General features: G+C 51.2%; 9 protein-coding genes, 1 tRNA gene and 1 pseudogene. 3 read left to right on the plus strand and 8 right to left on the minus strand.

Annotated elements, in window-relative coordinates:
• Positions 1-188 precede the first annotated feature (188 nt).
• The 3 genes and pseudogenes from C0K55_RS26760 to C0K55_RS22075 form a co-directional block, all read right to left on the minus strand.
• Positions 189-631: pseudogene (locus tag C0K55_RS26760) on the minus strand (tyrosine-type recombinase/integrase); the annotation flags it as partial.
• Positions 632-745: 114 nt separating this feature from the next.
• Complete coding sequence (locus tag C0K55_RS22070) at positions 746-1,927, minus strand: tyrosine-type recombinase/integrase (protein ID WP_105266703.1); 1,182 nt, start codon at positions 1,925-1,927, stop codon at positions 746-748.
• A 571-nt stretch (positions 1,928-2,498) separates the two neighbouring features.
• Positions 2,499-2,593: transfer RNA gene (locus C0K55_RS22075), tRNA-Sec, on the minus strand.
• Positions 2,594-2,884: 291 nt separating this feature from the next.
• Here C0K55_RS22075 and C0K55_RS22080 point away from each other — a divergent pair.
• The gene (locus C0K55_RS22080) at positions 2,885-4,267 is read left to right on the plus strand and encodes a glycoside-pentoside-hexuronide family transporter (RefSeq protein ID WP_000834449.1); all 1,383 of its coding nucleotides are present in this window, start codon (positions 2,885-2,887) and stop codon (positions 4,265-4,267) included.
• Between the two features lie 9 nt (positions 4,268-4,276).
• A complete protein-coding gene (gene yicI, locus C0K55_RS22085) occupies positions 4,277-6,595 on the plus strand; it encodes an alpha-xylosidase (RefSeq protein WP_105266702.1) in 2,319 nt (772 codons plus the stop codon).
• Between the two features lie 51 nt (positions 6,596-6,646).
• Here yicI and C0K55_RS22090 read toward each other — a convergent pair whose 3' ends face one another.
• A complete protein-coding gene (locus tag C0K55_RS22090) occupies positions 6,647-8,356 on the minus strand; it encodes an AsmA family protein (RefSeq protein ID WP_016262718.1) in 1,710 nt (569 codons plus the stop codon).
• A 120-nt stretch (positions 8,357-8,476) separates the two neighbouring features.
• Positions 8,477-9,868: a xanthine/proton symporter XanP gene (gene xanP / locus C0K55_RS22095; RefSeq protein WP_001517446.1), complete on the minus strand. Its 1,392-nt coding sequence runs from the start codon at positions 9,866-9,868 to the stop codon at positions 8,477-8,479.
• Between the two features lie 278 nt (positions 9,869-10,146).
• Here xanP and gltS point away from each other — a divergent pair, with 278 nt between their 5' ends.
• Positions 10,147-11,352 (plus strand): sodium/glutamate symporter, encoded by a 1,206-nt coding sequence (gene gltS, locus C0K55_RS22100; RefSeq protein ID WP_000468834.1) that lies wholly within the window; start codon positions 10,147-10,149, stop codon positions 11,350-11,352.
• Positions 11,353-11,385: 33 nt separating this feature from the next.
• Here the strand turns inward: gltS and recG are convergent, their stop codons facing one another.
• From recG to spoT, 3 genes are read right to left on the minus strand one after another with little or no spacing between them, the layout of a single operon-like run.
• The gene (gene recG / locus C0K55_RS22105; RefSeq protein ID WP_001517447.1) at positions 11,386-13,467 is read right to left on the minus strand and encodes an ATP-dependent DNA helicase RecG; all 2,082 of its coding nucleotides are present in this window, start codon (positions 13,465-13,467) and stop codon (positions 11,386-11,388) included.
• 5 nt (positions 13,468-13,472) lie between these two features.
• A complete protein-coding gene (trmH, locus tag C0K55_RS22110; protein WP_001070171.1) occupies positions 13,473-14,162 on the minus strand; it encodes a tRNA (guanosine(18)-2'-O)-methyltransferase TrmH in 690 nt (229 codons plus the stop codon).
• A 6-nt stretch (positions 14,163-14,168) separates the two neighbouring features.
• Positions 14,169-16,277 carry a bifunctional GTP diphosphokinase/guanosine-3',5'-bis pyrophosphate 3'-pyrophosphohydrolase gene (gene spoT, locus C0K55_RS22115; protein ID WP_000280466.1) on the minus strand — a complete coding sequence of 703 codons (2,109 nt, stop codon included), beginning with the start codon at positions 16,275-16,277 and terminating at the stop codon, positions 14,169-14,171.
• Positions 16,278-16,282 lie beyond the last annotated feature (5 nt).

Here is a 16,282-nt window from a genome sequence, read left to right on the forward strand (position 1 = left end):
AACAGCATCACTAAGCTCTTCATTATGTAAATCAATCACATCATCCCTGATATTTTGAATTAGGGATGCAAGTTGTTTAAGTCGCTCTATTGTTAAAGCTGGGTTTAGCTCCCTCGGTTACTTCTTAATTATTCCCAAAGAAAAATAGTCATTCAAAGTACCCCGGGCATATTGTTCGGGAATTACTACTATTTTAATGGATTGTTAATCTTTGTATATTCAAACGGGCTGATACATTGTTTTCTGTTCGCATCCAGAAAATCTGCTCACCACTGTAGCATCAGTCGATGTTTTTCCAGATGTTCTGCTTTATAGATATACGCAGCACGTACGCCATTATGCTCCTGATGGCTTCATCTGACGTTCCACTGCATCGCGGGACCACAAACCTGATTCAATGCACTGCACGCCATCGCCCGGAATCCATGACCACAGATTTTTTGGGTTGTGTCATACCATACCCCATCACCCTGAGGGGGTTATTTACGGTGTTTTCACTGATTGCTTTACGTGGGTCATGTGCTCCCGTAAATATCAGACCATTTTCATTTGCTCATGTCTGAAGTTCTGCCAGTATGGCTACAGCCTGTTTGTTGAGTGGTACAAGATGTGGAGTCCACATCTTGGCTCCCCCGATGTGGGTTCAGGCAGTGTGAGAAAATAAAAAAGGAAACATAAATAAAGCCATCCTGCTGTCGGTGCAGGATGGTTATTCATTATTTTTTTGTCACTGAACTTTCATTCATCAGGTTTGCTCAGAAAGTGAATCTATGTAGTCAGCGTACCATTGCATCATTTCACGGCGGCCATCGAGATACTGAGCATGGTTATAAGTTCCCCTGATAGCATTTTTATCTACATGGGCTAACTGTGTTTCGATCCACGCGGAATTAAAACCCTGTTCGTGTAAAATGGTACTCATGGTGTGGCGGAAGCCATGTCCGGTTAGCCTACCTTTATATCCCAGTAACTCAATAACCTGATTAATACTTTCCTTGCTTATAGGCTTGCGAGGATCGTTCCTGCCGATAAACACCAACGAATGATGTTTTGATATTGGCTCAAGCAGCTTAAATAGAGTAATGACTTGTTCTGAAAGCGGCACAATATGAGGACGTTTCATCTTCATCATTTCTGCTGGAATTTCCCACAACTTTGTTTCAAAATTGATATCCTCCCAGCGAGCAAAGCGCAATTCTTGCGTACGTACGCCAGTTAACATGATGATCTGAGTCGCTGTTTTTGTGATGATACTGCCGGTATAACCTGCTAGATCGTTAAGGAAGTAAGGAAGCTCATTAGCAGTAAGGAATGGGAAATGCACTTTCTTTGGTGTAGCTAACGCACCGGCAAGATCGGGGGCGGGGTTGTAACTCGCTCTACCAGTAATGATTGCAAAACGGAATACTTCTCCACAGCGTTGACGAACTTTACGCATTTTCTCCAACGCTCCACGTTTCTCCATTTTACGTAAAGTTTCTAGTAGCTCCATTGGTTTAATATCTGCGATGGGACGTTTGCCAATATAGGGGAAGATGTCTTTTTCAAAGGTGTCAATGATTTCTGCACGGTAGCGTAGGGACCAGCGATCTGCTTTAGACTGATGCCACTCGCGAGCAATGACTTCAAAGGTGTTTTCTGTATTCAGTTTCTGTGCAAGTTTCTCGGCTTTTTTAGTTTCTCCAGGATCTCCACCTGCCGCCAGAATCTTCTTAGCCGCATCACGTTTTTCACGGGCGTCAGCAAGAGAAACATCGGGGTAGACGCCAAAAGCGAGGCGTTTTTCTTTACCCGCAATGCGATATTTCATGCGCCAGTAGCGTGAGCCATTGGGAGCAACTTCAACGTATAATCCGCCTGCGTCGCTTATGCGATATGCTTTTTCTCTGGGTTTTAATGCGCGTACTTTTGCATCAGTTAACGGCATCTTTGTTTCCTCCTTAATGCAAGAATGTTTTGGTAACCAGAGTTTGTTTATATGTAAGGGAAAGGGGCAACTTGGTCATTTTGACAGTTAAGTTATTATGTTCTGATAGACTCAGTTGAGGGGGCTGTCCTTAGTAACATTGCTCTCTTTCTAGAGTGTTATATGCGCCCGATCGTAACCATTCTTGATTTTTTTGTGCATCCTCTCTTAATTTGATGGCCTTGATTAAACATCACATTCGATGTATGTCGCGGAACGAGATGTTTTTACCCTTTCCCGTCTATTCGACAAGTATTCTGGGCCTGTTGAATTTATGAGCAGAAGGCTTTCTGCCGATAGAAAATTTGCAAGGTCTACTATGGGTATCAGATGATGTTATTATTTGATTATAAAGTTTTTTTTATTATTTTGGTGGCATGAGTTTTCCTTTCAATATTTAGTTCCCCCAATTATGCCCCCAAAGGTATATTGAAGTATGTTGACTCCTGTTGACCTCAGGATACAAAGAAAGCCTGATATATAAGGGATTAGAAGGGGGGGTTGACGTCGGGAGAGTTCAGAAGAGGCATTTTGGCGGAAGATCACAGGAGTCGAACCTGCCCGGGACCGCTGGCGGCCCCAACTGGATTTGAAGTCCAGCCGCCTCACCGGAGACGACGATCTTCCGCGCCTCGATTGCTACATGGAGGCGGGGCGCATTATAGCTACTTCCTTGAGTTTCTACATCCCCTGGTTCATTTTTTTCCGGGCAATATGCGCAAAGCTTTATCACTAACCCATTATAATTAACATAAATATCATATATTCCAATGATATATGGGTAGGTTTATCGCTACCACGATCACATAAAACAAGAATCATAAATTAATAACCAGATATCGGAATATTCACTCTGGCAGGGATGGTTTACAAAACTCTTTATCGGTCTCAGCACCCCGTAGCATCAAGGAAAAGCAGATGAAGAGTGAAGTGTTGTCCGTTAAAGAGAAAATTGGTTATGGCATGGGAGATGCCGCCAGCCACATTATCTTCGATAACGTAATGTTATATATGATGTTCTTTTACACCGATATTTTTGGTATTCCTGCCGGATTTGTCGGAACCATGTTTTTGGTCGCTCGTGCACTGGATGCGATTTCCGATCCTTGCATGGGGTTGCTGGCCGATCGAACGCGCTCTCGCTGGGGTAAATTTCGACCGTGGGTACTGTTTGGCGCACTGCCATTTGGTGTGGTCTGTGTACTGGCATATAGCACGCCAGATCTCAGTATGAACGGTAAAATGATCTATGCAGCAATTACTTATACCCTACTTACCTTACTTTATACCGTCGTCAATATCCCTTACTGCGCATTGGGTGGTGTAATTACCAATGACCCGACTCAGCGTATCTCGCTGCAATCCTGGCGTTTTGTGCTGGCGACCGCGGGAGGCATGCTCTCCACTGTGCTGATGATGCCGCTGGTTAATTTAATTGGTGGTGATAATAAACCACTCGGTTTCCAGGGCGGCATCGCGGTGCTTTCCGTGGTGGCATTTATGATGCTGGCTTTCTGTTTCTTCACCACTAAAGAACGCGTTGAAGCGCCACCTACGACGACGCCTATGCGGGAAGATTTACGTGATATCTGGCAAAACGACCAGTGGCGTATTGTCGGTATTCTCACCATTTTTAATATTCTGGCGGTGTGTGTACGTGGTGGGGCGATGATGTATTACGTCACGTGGATTCTGGGTACGCCGGAAGTGTTTGTCGCTTTTCTCACCACTTATTGCGTGGGTAACCTGATTGGTTCCGCACTGGCAAAACCACTGACCGACTGGAAATGTAAAGTCTCTGTCTTCTGGTGGACGAACGCCCTGCTGGCCGTGATTAGCCTCGCGATGTTCTTCGTTCCCATGCAGGCCAGCATCACCATGTTTGTCTTCATCTTCGTGATTGGTGTGTTGCATCAACTGGTGACACCTATCCAGTGGGTAATGATGTCCGATACCGTTGACTACGGCGAGTGGTGTAATGGTAAACGACTCACCGGGATCAGTTTTGCTGGCACGCTGTTTGTGCTCAAACTGGGGTTGGCCTTCGGAGGCGCACTTATCGGATGGATGCTGGCTTACGGTGGATATGATGCAGCAGAAAAAGCGCAGAACAGCGCCACAATTAGCATCATTATCGCGCTATTCACGATTGTTCCGGCGATCTGTTATTTGCTGAGCGCGATTGTCGCTAAACGCTACTACTCTCTCACAACGCACAATCTGAAAACCGTTATGGAACAGTTGGCTCAGGGCAAACGCCGTTGCCAGCAGCAATTCACCTCTCAAGAAGTGCAGAACTAAGGAACGGCAATGAAAATTAGCGACGGAAACTGGTTGATTCAACCTGGCCTCAATTTGATTCACCCGCTTCAGGTGTTCGAGGTTGAACAGCAGGGTGATGAAATGGTGGTCTATGCTGCCCCCCGTGATGTGCGTGAACGTACCTGGCAGCTTGACACGCCTTTATTTACGCTGCGTTTTTTCTCCCCACAGGAAGGTATTGTCGGTGTACGGATTGAGCATTTTCAGGGGGCGCTGGATAACGGCCCTCATTATCCGCTCAATATTTTGCAGGACGCGAATGTCACAATCGAAAACACAGAAAGTTACGCTGAGTTTAAAAGTGGCAACTTAAGCGCGCGTGTCAGTAAAGGTGAGTTCTGGTCACTGGATTTTCTGCGTAATGGCGAACGTATTACCGGTAGCCAGGTGAAAAATAATGGCTATGTGCAGGACACTAATAATCAACGAAATTATATGTTTGAGCGGCTGGATCTTGGCGTCGGTGAAACGGTTTACGGGCTGGGAGAGCGTTTTACTGCCCTGGTGCGCAATGGTCAGACGGTAGAAACCTGGAACCGGGATGGCGGCACAAGTACTGAACAGGCGTATAAAAATATCCCGTTCTACATGACTAACCGTGGTTATGGTGTACTGGTCAATCATCCCCAATGCGTCTCTTTTGAAGTGGGATCGGAGAAAGTCTCCAAAGTGCAGTTCAGCGTGGAGAGTGAATACCTCGAATACTTTGTTATCGACGGCCCGACGCCGAAAGCGGTACTTGATCGTTATACCCGTTTTACCGGCCGTCCGGCGCTGCCGCCCGCGTGGTCCTTCGGTCTGTGGTTAACCACTTCATTTACCACTAACTACGACGAAGCGACGGTTAACTGTTTTATCGATGGTATGGCGGAACGCAATCTGCCGCTGCATGTTTTCCACTTTGACTGTTTCTGGATGAAAGCCTTCCAATGGTGCGATTTTGAGTGGGATCCGCTGACCTTTCCGGACCCGGAAGGCATGATCCGCCGCCTGAAAGCAAAAGGGCTGAAAATCTGCGTCTGGATTAACCCCTATATTGGGCAGAAATCTCCAGTCTTTAAGGAGTTACAAGAGAAAGGCTATTTACTCAAACGCCCGGACGGCTCGCTATGGCAATGGGATAAATGGCAGCCAGGGCTGGCGATTTATGACTTTACTAATCCGGATGCCTGCAAATGGTACGCCGATAAACTGAAAGGTCTGATCGCGATGGGTGTCGATTGTTTTAAGACCGACTTTGGCGAACGTATTCCAACAGACGTTCAGTGGTTTAACGGTTGTGATCCACAGAAAATGCATAACCATTATGCATACATCTACAACGAACTGGTATGGAACGTGCTGAAGGAAACCGTTGGCGAGGAAGAAGCCGTCTTGTTTGCCCGCTCGGCTTCCGTAGGTGCGCAGAAATTTCCGGTGCACTGGGGCGGTGATTGCTACGCCAATTACGAATCAATGGCGGAAAGCCTGCGCGGAGGTTTGTCTATTGGCCTTTCTGGTTTTGGCTTCTGGAGCCACGATATCGGCGGCTTTGAGAATACCGCTCCGGCGCACGTTTACAAACGCTGGTGCGCGTTTGGTTTGCTCTCCAGCCATAGCCGTTTACATGGCAGCAAATCTTATCGTGTGCCGTGGGCCTACGATGATGAGTCCTGTGACGTGGTGCGCTTCTTCACGCAACTGAAATGCCGCATGATGCCGTATCTTTATCGTGAAGCTGCTCGTGCGAACGCGCTGGGTACGCCGATGATGCGCGCAATGGTGATGGAGTTTCCGGACGATCCGGCCTGTGATTACCTTGATCGCCAATACATGTTGGGCGGCAGCGTGATGGTCGTGCCGGTGTTCACTGAAGCTGGCGATGTGCAATTCTACTTGCCTGAAGGTCGCTGGACGCACCTGTGGCATAACGATGAAATAGACGGCAGCCGCTGGCATAAACAACAACACGGCTTTCAGAGTCTGCCGGTATATGTGCGTGATAACACCCTACTGGGGCTGGGCAACAATGAACAACGCCCCGATTATGCGTGGCACGAAGGCACGGCTTTCCAGCTCTTTAATCTGCAAGACGGGCGTGAAGCCGTCTGCGAAGTCCCAGCCGCTGATGGTTCGGTGATCTTCATCCTGAAAGCGGCACGTACTGGCAACATCATTACTGTGACTGGTACGGGAGAAGCGAAGAACTGGACGCTGTGCTTGCGCAATATCGCTAAAGTAAATGGTCTGCAAGGTGGTTCGCAGGCTGAAAGTGAGTTGGGTGTGGTGGTGACCCCGCAAGGGAATGAGCTGACAATTACGCTGTAATTTGTTGAAGAAATACCGGGTACGTCTGTGTCGTACCCGGCGAGATTGATTTTACTGTACCGGCTCCGTCGATGTAACTTCACCACTGGAAACCACGCCAGCATTCATGGTTTGGGTCACTTGTTGTTTTTCAGCATTTACGGCGTGGAGCTGTCCGTTAACCGTGGGTTTTAGCGGTGCATCGGCCTGAATATCGCCGCTGGCGGTGAGCTGAATATTGCCATCGCCCGTAATCGGTAACTCTGGCCATCCCCACTGTTGCAGAATATTCACCGGCACACCGCGTCCGTTCAGGCTGATATGGGTCTGGCGCTGCGGCGTTTGTGAGACGCTGGCAGTGGCTTCCAGAATGCCTTTCTCGGTAAACGCGCTAAGTTCGCTGATATTCACCGTGCTGCTGTTGGCGGTTAGCGCCAGCGACGGGCGGCGCACATCAACACGATTGAATGTTGCAGCGGCAGCATTCAGATTTGCCGTGCCACTCCAGACGCCCCACTTATGATCGGCTACCAGTGTCAGATTCGCGCCGTATCCATCCAGCGCTGTGAGCTGCCACGGGAAGGCTGGGTCAATATCAATGATTAGATTGCGGCTGGCGCTGAATCTCTTCAGTTGCAGAGTGTTTAACCAGGCGGGAGTTTGCTGCATCCACAACTGTTGCCAGTTTTTAGGTAAGGTATATTCCAGTCCAACAATCGCTGCATCGTCGAGGATCAGCGTTTTTCCATCGCGCTGCCAGTTTCCTGACGTTCTGACCATCCCCCCTTCCCAGCGGCTGGTGAACTGGCGCAGTGCTACGCCTTGCGGGGAAAATTCCGCGTTTATAATCGGGTCAAATAAATGCAGCGAACCATAAATAAACTCGCTGGCGTTCATTGACAGCTTGCCTTCCTGTGTCTGCCAGTCATCTTTAATAAAGGTCATATTGCGCAAGCTGAGATCGAGATCGGTCACCGCCCAGTCCGGGCCTTGCAGGCGGGCGTCGATCACTTCCAGGCGGCCAATCTGCAATGACGGGACAGAGCGCAAGGGCGCAAAGAAGTCGGTGAGCGATTTTTCGCTTTGCAGACGGATATCCGCCAGGCGCAGATTTTCCACCTGCCAGCTACCGTCGGCGTTACGCTGCGCATTTCCGGTTAATGTCCCGCGGGCGATGTCGGCACCCAGATTAGTCAGTGTGACGCGATCGTTATCAATATTCCCTTCAATCAACACATTGGTGGCAGGAACATCATTGAGCGACAGAGAGCCAGCACTGAACTGAATTTGTGCTTTTGAGCCTAGTACTTTACCGGCTTCCGGCGACCACGGAACGACGCCGCCATTGACTCGCTGTGCGCTAAGATTCCACTCGCTATTGGGACTGTTAAATGCCATATCACGCAGTTGCAAACGATCCGCTTTAAACGGTAGCGGCGCGGTCTGGTCGGTGAGATTCAGCGTCCCGTTTTCCAGCAGGATAGTATCGACATGCCGTGGCTCGCTCAGTTGCCGACTACTTAGCGCGATATCGACACTTTTTGCAACCAGAGTGGCGGGTTGACCATCACGACCGAATGTGACGTTCTCCAGCAAGATATGAGACGGCGCGGAAAAACGGTGATCCATCGCCCCGAAGGCCAGATGATAGTCGCTATTCTCGGAAATCCATGCGCTGATATGCTCTGCTCCCCAGCGGGTTTGCAGAAGGAAATAGAGGCCAACTATCGCCACTAACAGCGTGATGAAAATGTAGAGAAGCAGCTTCCCAATAAATTTCATGGTCTTCCATCCCGTGAAATGCACATAAGGGAGTTATGCACGATTTACGCGCATTCCTCAAGGCAGGAATGGAGAAAGAGAGTGGTTACGGCGGTAAAGAATTTTACCGCCGCGAGTAAATTACTGCTTTTCTGGCGGGAAAATCAGATTCAGTACAATGGCAGTGATACCGCCAGCGGCAATCCCGGAGGAGAGCAGATTTTTCAGCCAGTCAGGGGCAAACTGCAAAATCAGTGGCTGCTGAGAAACACCCAGACCGACCGCCAGCGACAGCGCGATAATCAGAATCGCCCGACGGTTCAGTGGCTCACGAGAAACGATACGCACACCGGATGCGGCGATAGTACCAAACATCACCAGCGTAGCGCCGCCCAGAACAGGTTCGGGAATGTGTTGGACAAAACCGCTCACTGCAGGGAACAGACCCAGCACGATCAACATCAGCGCCACGACAAAACCGACATAACGGCTGGCAACACCGGTCAATTGGATCACACCGTTGTTCTGCCCGAAGCAGGAGTTCGGGAAGGTGTTAAACACCGCCGACACAAACGAGTTCAGGCCGTTTGCCAGCACGCCGCCTTTCAGACGTTTCATGTACAGTGGGCCAGAAACCGGTTGTTCGGAAACGTCGGAGGTGGCTGTGATATCGCCAATAGTTTCCAGTGAGGTGATCATAAAGACCAGCATCAGTGGTAGCAGCAGGCTCCATTCAATACCAAGTCCGTAATAGAGCGGCGTTGGCACCATAATCAGCTCTTGCGTCATCGGCTCGTTGCTTTCTGGCAACATGTCCATAAACCACGCCAGTGCATATCCTGCCGCCATCGCAATGACCAGTGAGGCCACGCGTAAGTAAGGGTTACGTTGACGATTAAGCAGGATGATTAAAGCTAAGACCACGCCCGCCAGTAGCAGATTTTTCGGTGCACCAAAGGTGTTATCGCTCATGGCCGCATAACCGCCACCAATGGATGTTAGCCCAACCTGAATCAGTGACAGGCCAATAATCATCACCACGACGCCGGAAACCAGCGGCGTAATAATGCGGCGCGCCAGATGCAGAACGCGGGAGATAACCATTTCGGTGCAGCTTGCCAGCATCAGTGTGCCGAACAGAGCCGCCATCATCGTAGGAACATCGGCACCACCGGTCTTCAGCGCTGTTCCGCCCATAATCAGCGGGGCAACGAAGTTAAAGCTGGTGCCCTGAATAGACAACAAACCGGAGCCAACCGGACCCCAGGCTTTAATTTGAATAATTGATGCCACACCAGAGGCAAACAGCGACATACTAATAATGTGTTGCGTGTCCTGTGCTGGTAAACCCAGCGCCTGGCAGATTAACAATGCTGGCGTGATTACCGCGACAAACATCGCCAGCAGGTGCTGACAGGCGGCAAACAGAGTTTGAGCAAGCGGCGGACGATCTTCAAGACGGTAAATCAGTTCGCTGTTTTGAGTCTGCGCAACCGGTTGCGCATTTTCTGACTCGAAGGTGGAAACAGACATCGAAAACAATCCCGTGGTAGCAAAGCGGGCATTTTAGCTGACCGAAAGGCAAAAGCAAACGTTTGCCAATCATTCTTCTAAATATTTAAATGCGATAAATGCACTTTTTTATATAACTTTTGGTTGTTTTCTGCTTAAAATCCATGCCATTTTTTTATTTTCAGCTAAGAATTCGAACCGGGAAAGCATGACTCGATACTCGTCATATTTCGTCTTACTATGATTGCGCGATGAAGTATGACGAGTATGAAGAGTGGTGCGGATACAAAGGAGTAACTATGTTTCATCTCGATACTTTAGCAACGCTTGTTGCCGCAACGCTGACGTTGCTGCTCGGGCGCAAGTTGGTCCATTCCGTCTCCTTTCTGAAAAAATACACCATACCAGAACCGGTTGCCGGAGGGTTGTTGGTGGCACTGGCTCTGCTGGTGTTGAAAAAAAGCATGGGCTGGGAAGTTAATTTTGATATGTCCTTGCGCGATCCATTAATGCTGGCTTTCTTCGCCACCATTGGCCTGAACGCCAATATTGCCAGCCTGCGTGCCGGTGGACGCGTAGTGGGGATTTTCCTCATTGTGGTTGTTGGTCTGTTGGTGATGCAAAATGCCATCGGCATTGGCATGGCTAGCCTGTTAGGGCTTGATCCGCTGATGGGGCTGTTGGCGGGGTCTATTACGCTTTCTGGCGGTCACGGGACCGGCGCAGCGTGGAGTAAATTGTTCATTGAACGTTATGGCTTCACCAACGCGACGGAAGTGGCGATGGCCTGTGCGACGTTTGGTCTGGTTCTGGGTGGGCTGATTGGCGGCCCGGTGGCGCGTTACCTGGTGAAACACTCCACCACGCCGAACGGCATACCTGATGACCAGGAAGTCCCCACCGCATTTGAAAAGCCCGACGTAGGGCGCATGATCACCTCGCTGGTACTGATTGAAACTATCGCGCTGATTGCTATCTGTCTGACGGTAGGGAAAATCGTTGCGCAACTTTTGGCTGGCACTGCTTTTGAATTGCCAACCTTTGTTTGCGTGCTGTTTGTGGGCGTGATTCTGAGCAACGGCTTGTCAATGTTGGGCTTTTACCGCGTCTTTGAGCGCGCGGTATCCGTACTTGGTAACGTAAGCCTGTCGCTGTTCCTGGCGATGGCGTTGATGGGGCTGAAACTGTGGGAGCTGGCTTCGCTGGCGTTGCCGATGCTGGCGATTCTGGTCGCGCAAACCATCTTCATGGCGTTGTACGCTATCTTTGTCACCTGGCGCATGATGGGGAAAAACTACGATGCGGCGGTGCTGGCCGCGGGGCACTGTGGTTTTGGCCTTGGTGCAACGCCCACGGCAATCGCCAACATGCAGGCGATCACCGAACGTTTTGGCCCTTCACATATGGCCTTCCTGGTGGTGCCGATGGTCGGTGCGTTCTTTATCGATATTGTCAATGCCCTGGTGATTAAGCTCTACCTGATGTTGCCGATTTTTGCGGGTTAACTGATGAAGCGGCGGTGCAAATGCCGCCGCTTTTTACGCATTCGAATAGCGTTCCGTCTCCGGCATCCAGCGTTCTATCAGGGCTTTTGCCTGCTGGGGATAACGTTCGTGAATATGGCGTGCCAGGCGCTGAACTTCCGGGATCATGGCCTGATCGCGCAGCAAATCAGCCACTTTAAACTCTGCATTGCCTGTCTGGCGCGTGCCCAGCAGTTCACCAGGGCCGCGAATCTCTAAATCTTTTTGCGCAATCACAAATCCGTCGTTGCTGTCGCGTAGCACTTGCAGGCGGACTTGCGCCGTTTTGGAGAGTGGTGTTTTGTAAAGCAGAACACAGTGAGAAGCCACCGCGCCACGACCTACGCGCCCGCGCAACTGGTGTAACTGCGCCAGACCCAGACGCTCCGGGTTCTCGATAATCATCAGGCTGGCGTTGGGGACATCGACGCCTACTTCAATAACAGTCGTCGCAACCAGCAGGTGTAGCTCGCCTTGTTTAAACGACGCCATTACCGCTTGCTTTTCGGCAGGTTTCATCCGCCCATGAACCAGACCGACGTTCAGTTCCGGCAGCGCCAGTTTTAACTCTTCCCACGTTGCTTCGGCTGCCTGCGCTTCCAGTAATTCCGATTCTTCAATCAATGTACAAACCCAGTACGCCTGACGGCCTTCCGTTATGCAGGCGTGGCGCACGCGGTCGATAATGTCGTTACGACGCGTATCCGGGATCGCCACTGTCGTCACTGGGGTACGTCCTGGCGGTAGTTCATCAATGACCGAGGTATCGAGATCGGCATACGCGGTCATCGCCAGAGTGCGGGGAATCGGCGTGGCGGTCATGATCAACTGATGAGGATGAAAGCCCTGCTGCTGGCCTTTCTCCCATAACGCCAGGCGTTGATGCACGCCAAAACGATGCTGTTCGTCGATAATCACCAGCGCCAGACCGTTAAACTGTACCTGTTCCTGGAAGATAGCGTGGGTGCCGACAATCATCTGCACCTGACCGCTGGCGATGGCTTCTTGCTGTGCCAGCCGCGCTTTGCCCTTCTGTTTGCCCGCCAGCCAGCCCACTTCGATACCGAGCGGTTCAAACCAGTTGCGGAAATTATTGGCGTGCTGTTCGGCAAGCAATTCGGTTGGTGCCATCAGTGCCACTTGTTTGCCGTGAGCGATAGCACGCAGCGCAGCGAGAGCGGCAACCAGTGTTTTACCGGAACCTACATCGCCCTGTACCAGACGCATCATTGGCACATCCAGCGCCATATCGCGCTCAATCTCCGCCACCACACGCGCCTGCGCGCCCGTTGGCTTGAACGGTAAGGCAGCGAGCAGTTTGTCCTTCAGCGCGTCACTGGCGCTAAGCGGCTGAGCATGAAAACGTTGGGCACCGGCGCGTAACGCTAACATGCTGAGGTTGTGCGCCAGCAGCTCTTCCAGAATAAGACGACGCTGTGCCGGATGCCGCCCGGTTTCCAGATCGCTGAGCTGTAGTGTTGGCGGTGGACGATGCAGGGTGCGCAAGGCTTCCGGCAGCGTCATCATTCCTTGTGACAGTTCCGGCGGCAGCAGTTCTTCAATGGCGCAGGTGTCGAGCAGATCCAGCGCCTGATCGGTCAGTTTGCGCAGCGTTGCCTGTTTTACACCTTCCGTTGTTGGGTAAACCGGGGTGAGGGTTTCCTGTAACTCCGGAGTACTGAGATCGCCCTGTACGCGGTATTCCGGGTGGATCATCTCCGCACCATATTTACCGCGCTTTGCTTCGCCATAGGCCAATACGCGTCGACCTGTCGCCAGGCTATTTTTCATCGCGGCGTTAAAGTTGAAAAAGCGCATGGTGAGAATGCCGGAACCGTCGCTAATCTGACAGGTCATCATCCGGCGACCGCCGAAGGAGATATTGCAGTTCAGTACTTCGCCTTCCACCGTGGCATAAATGCCCGGCAACAGCTCACCTATGGGATAGAGATGGGTGCGATCTTCATAGCGCAGGGGAAGGTGTAACAGTAAATCCTGCACGGTATGCAGGTTGATTTTCGCCAGTTTGTTACTTTGCGCCGCGCCAACGCCCGTTAGGGAACTGAGCGGGACAGCATCTAACAGGCGACCTTTCATAGCGCTTACCCTGCGGCCTGCATGGTAGCCCACCACTCAGCATCGGCTTCAATCTCGCCTTGTTGATTGACGTGGGGGTAGGGCAGGCCTTTGCGTTTCGCGACTTTAGCCAGCACCGGATAGCCACCTTCAAACAGCAGGCGTTGTTGCTCTGCTTCCGGCAACATACTGTTTTCACGCAGATACATACCCGCGTTTTGCCGCTGACGCTGGGCTTCGTAAAGAATAAGTGCGGAGGCGACGGAGACATTAAGCGACTGCACCATGCCGATCATCGGAATGATGATGTCCTGATCTGCCAGTTCTAATGCTTCCTGCGTGATGCCCGTTTTTTCCTGTCCCATTAAAATACAGGTCGGGCGGGTGTAATCGATTTCGCGAAAATCGACGGCTTTATCAGAAAGGTGGGTTGCCAGAATTTGCATACCCTGACCTTTCAGGTGGGCGACTGCATCGCCAATGGTGCGGTGTGTTTTCACCTGTACCCAACTGTTACTACCAGCAGCAGCCGAAGCCATGGTGCGCATCCGGCTACCAGGCCAGACAGCGTGAACTTCGTGTACGCCAACGGCATCTGCGGTACGAATGATCGCAGAAACGTTATGGGGTTTGTGAACCTGTTCCATGCAGACGGTCAGGTCAGGCTGCCGCCTGGCGAGCATTTCGCAGATGCGTGCATAACGTGTTGGGTTCATAAAACATTAATTTCTGTTTCGGGTGACTTTAATTACGTCTGGCATCACGCGGATTTTGCGCATGATATTTGCCAGATGTACGCGGTCACGTGCGGTCAGACGAATAAAGGCACTGTAGACGCGACCATCTTTCTCTTCTGTATTCAGACTTTGAATATTGGAATTAGTGGTGTTGATCGCCGCTGTCAGGTTTGCCAGTGCGCCCTGATGGTTGAACATCTCAACTTTTATTTCGGTGATGAACTCCTGCGCCGTCTCTTTATCCCATTCCACAGCCATAAACTTCTCTGGCTCTTTCTGATAGCCACGGATGTTACGGCAGGATTCATGGTGGATCACCAGACCCTTACCGGGGCTGACGTGGGCGATAATCGGGTCGCCAGGAATTGGGCGGCAGCATTTCGCAAAGGTGATCAGCACGCCATCGGCACCTTTGATCGGCAGATGCCCGTGACTTTGGGTCGCTGGTGGAATAGAGGCGTCACCATGTTGCAGATTTTTCGCGACCACCACGCTCATTGCGTTACCAAGGCCAATTTCAGCCAGCAGATCGTCAAGCGTTGCCAGCTTCATGCGGTCCAGTTCGCGCTGGATATTCTCCTGCGGAATTTCATTCAGCTTGCGGCTGCCACCTAATGCATGGTTGAGCAGACGGCGACCGAGGCTTACGGAATCATCACGCTTGAGGTTTTTCAGCAACTGGCGAATTTTGGCGCGCGCTTTCGAGCTGACGACAAAGTTCAGCCATGCGGCATTCGGGCGAGCGCCCGGTGCGGTAATGATTTCAACGGTTTGACCACTGGAGAGCGGCTGCGATAGCGGGTACGGCTGGCGGTCGACGCGCGCGCCCACGCAGGCGTGACCGATATCGGTATGCACTGCGTATGCGAAGTCGACAGGTGTGGCACCGGCAGGCAACTCGACAATGCGCCCTTCCGGTGTGAAAACGTAAATCTCATCCGGGAAGAGATCGGATTTAACGCTCTCGATAAATTCGAACGAGCTGCCGGCGCTTTGCTGCAGCTCCAACAGGCTCTGCATCCAACGCTGGGCGCGGATTTGTGCAGTAGTGCTGGTTTCGCCGTGCTCTTTATACGCCCAGTGCGCGGCAACACCCATCTCCGCCATCTGGTCCATATCTTCGGTACGAATCTGGACTTCAACCGGAACGCCGTGCGGGCCAATCATTGAGGTGTGTAAAGACTGATAGCCGTTCGCTTTTGGGATAGCGATGTAGTCTTTCACGCGCCCCGGACGCGGCTTGTACAGGCTGTGCATCTGACCGAGCACGCGATAACAGGTATCGGCATCATGGACGATTACGCGAAAAGCATAGATGTCCATGATCGAGTGAAAACGCTGCTCTTTGAGCACCATTTTGCAGTAAATCGAATAAAGATGTTTCTCGCGACCACTGACACGGCATGGTATTCCCGCTTCCTGCAAACGCCCTTCGATTTCAGAGAGGATTTTTTGGATCATCTCTTTACGGTTGCCGCGTGCAGCTTTCACCACTTCTTTAATCACGCGGTAGCGGTTGGGGTACAGCGCTTCAAAACCCAGCTCTTCGAGTTCGGTTTTAATGTGGTGGATACCCAAACGGTGTGCCAGCGGACTGTATATTTCAAGGGTTTCACGGGCGATGCGGCGACGTTTGTCCGGGCGGAGTGAGCCCAGCGTGCGCATGTTGTGGGTACGGTCTGCGAGTTTGATGAGAATGACGCGGATATCTTGCACCATCGCCATAATCATCTTGCGAAAGTTTTCGGCCTGCGCCTCTTTCTTATCGCGGAACTTGAGTTTATCAAGTTTTGACACCCCCTCTACCAGTTCGGCTACGCTTTTGCCAAAAAGCTGTTCCATGTCCTGGTAGGTGGCGGGAGTATCTTCAATCACGTCATGAAGTAGCGCCGCCATCAGCGTTTCATAGTCGAGTTTCATCTCGGCCAGAATGCAGGCAACCGCTACCGGGTGCGTGATATAGGGTTCACCGCTTGAACGTGTTTGCCCCTCGTGAGCATCACGTGCAACGAGATACGCCTGCCGCAGACGCTTAATTTGGTCTTCCGGCAGGTAGTTTTGAATCAGTTGATTCAGGCTTTCAAACAGATACAAGGGCG

This window comes from Escherichia sp. MOD1-EC6098, from assembly GCF_002965865.1.
In the GTDB taxonomy this organism is placed as follows: Bacteria; Pseudomonadota; Gammaproteobacteria; order Enterobacterales; family Enterobacteriaceae; genus Escherichia; species Escherichia marmotae.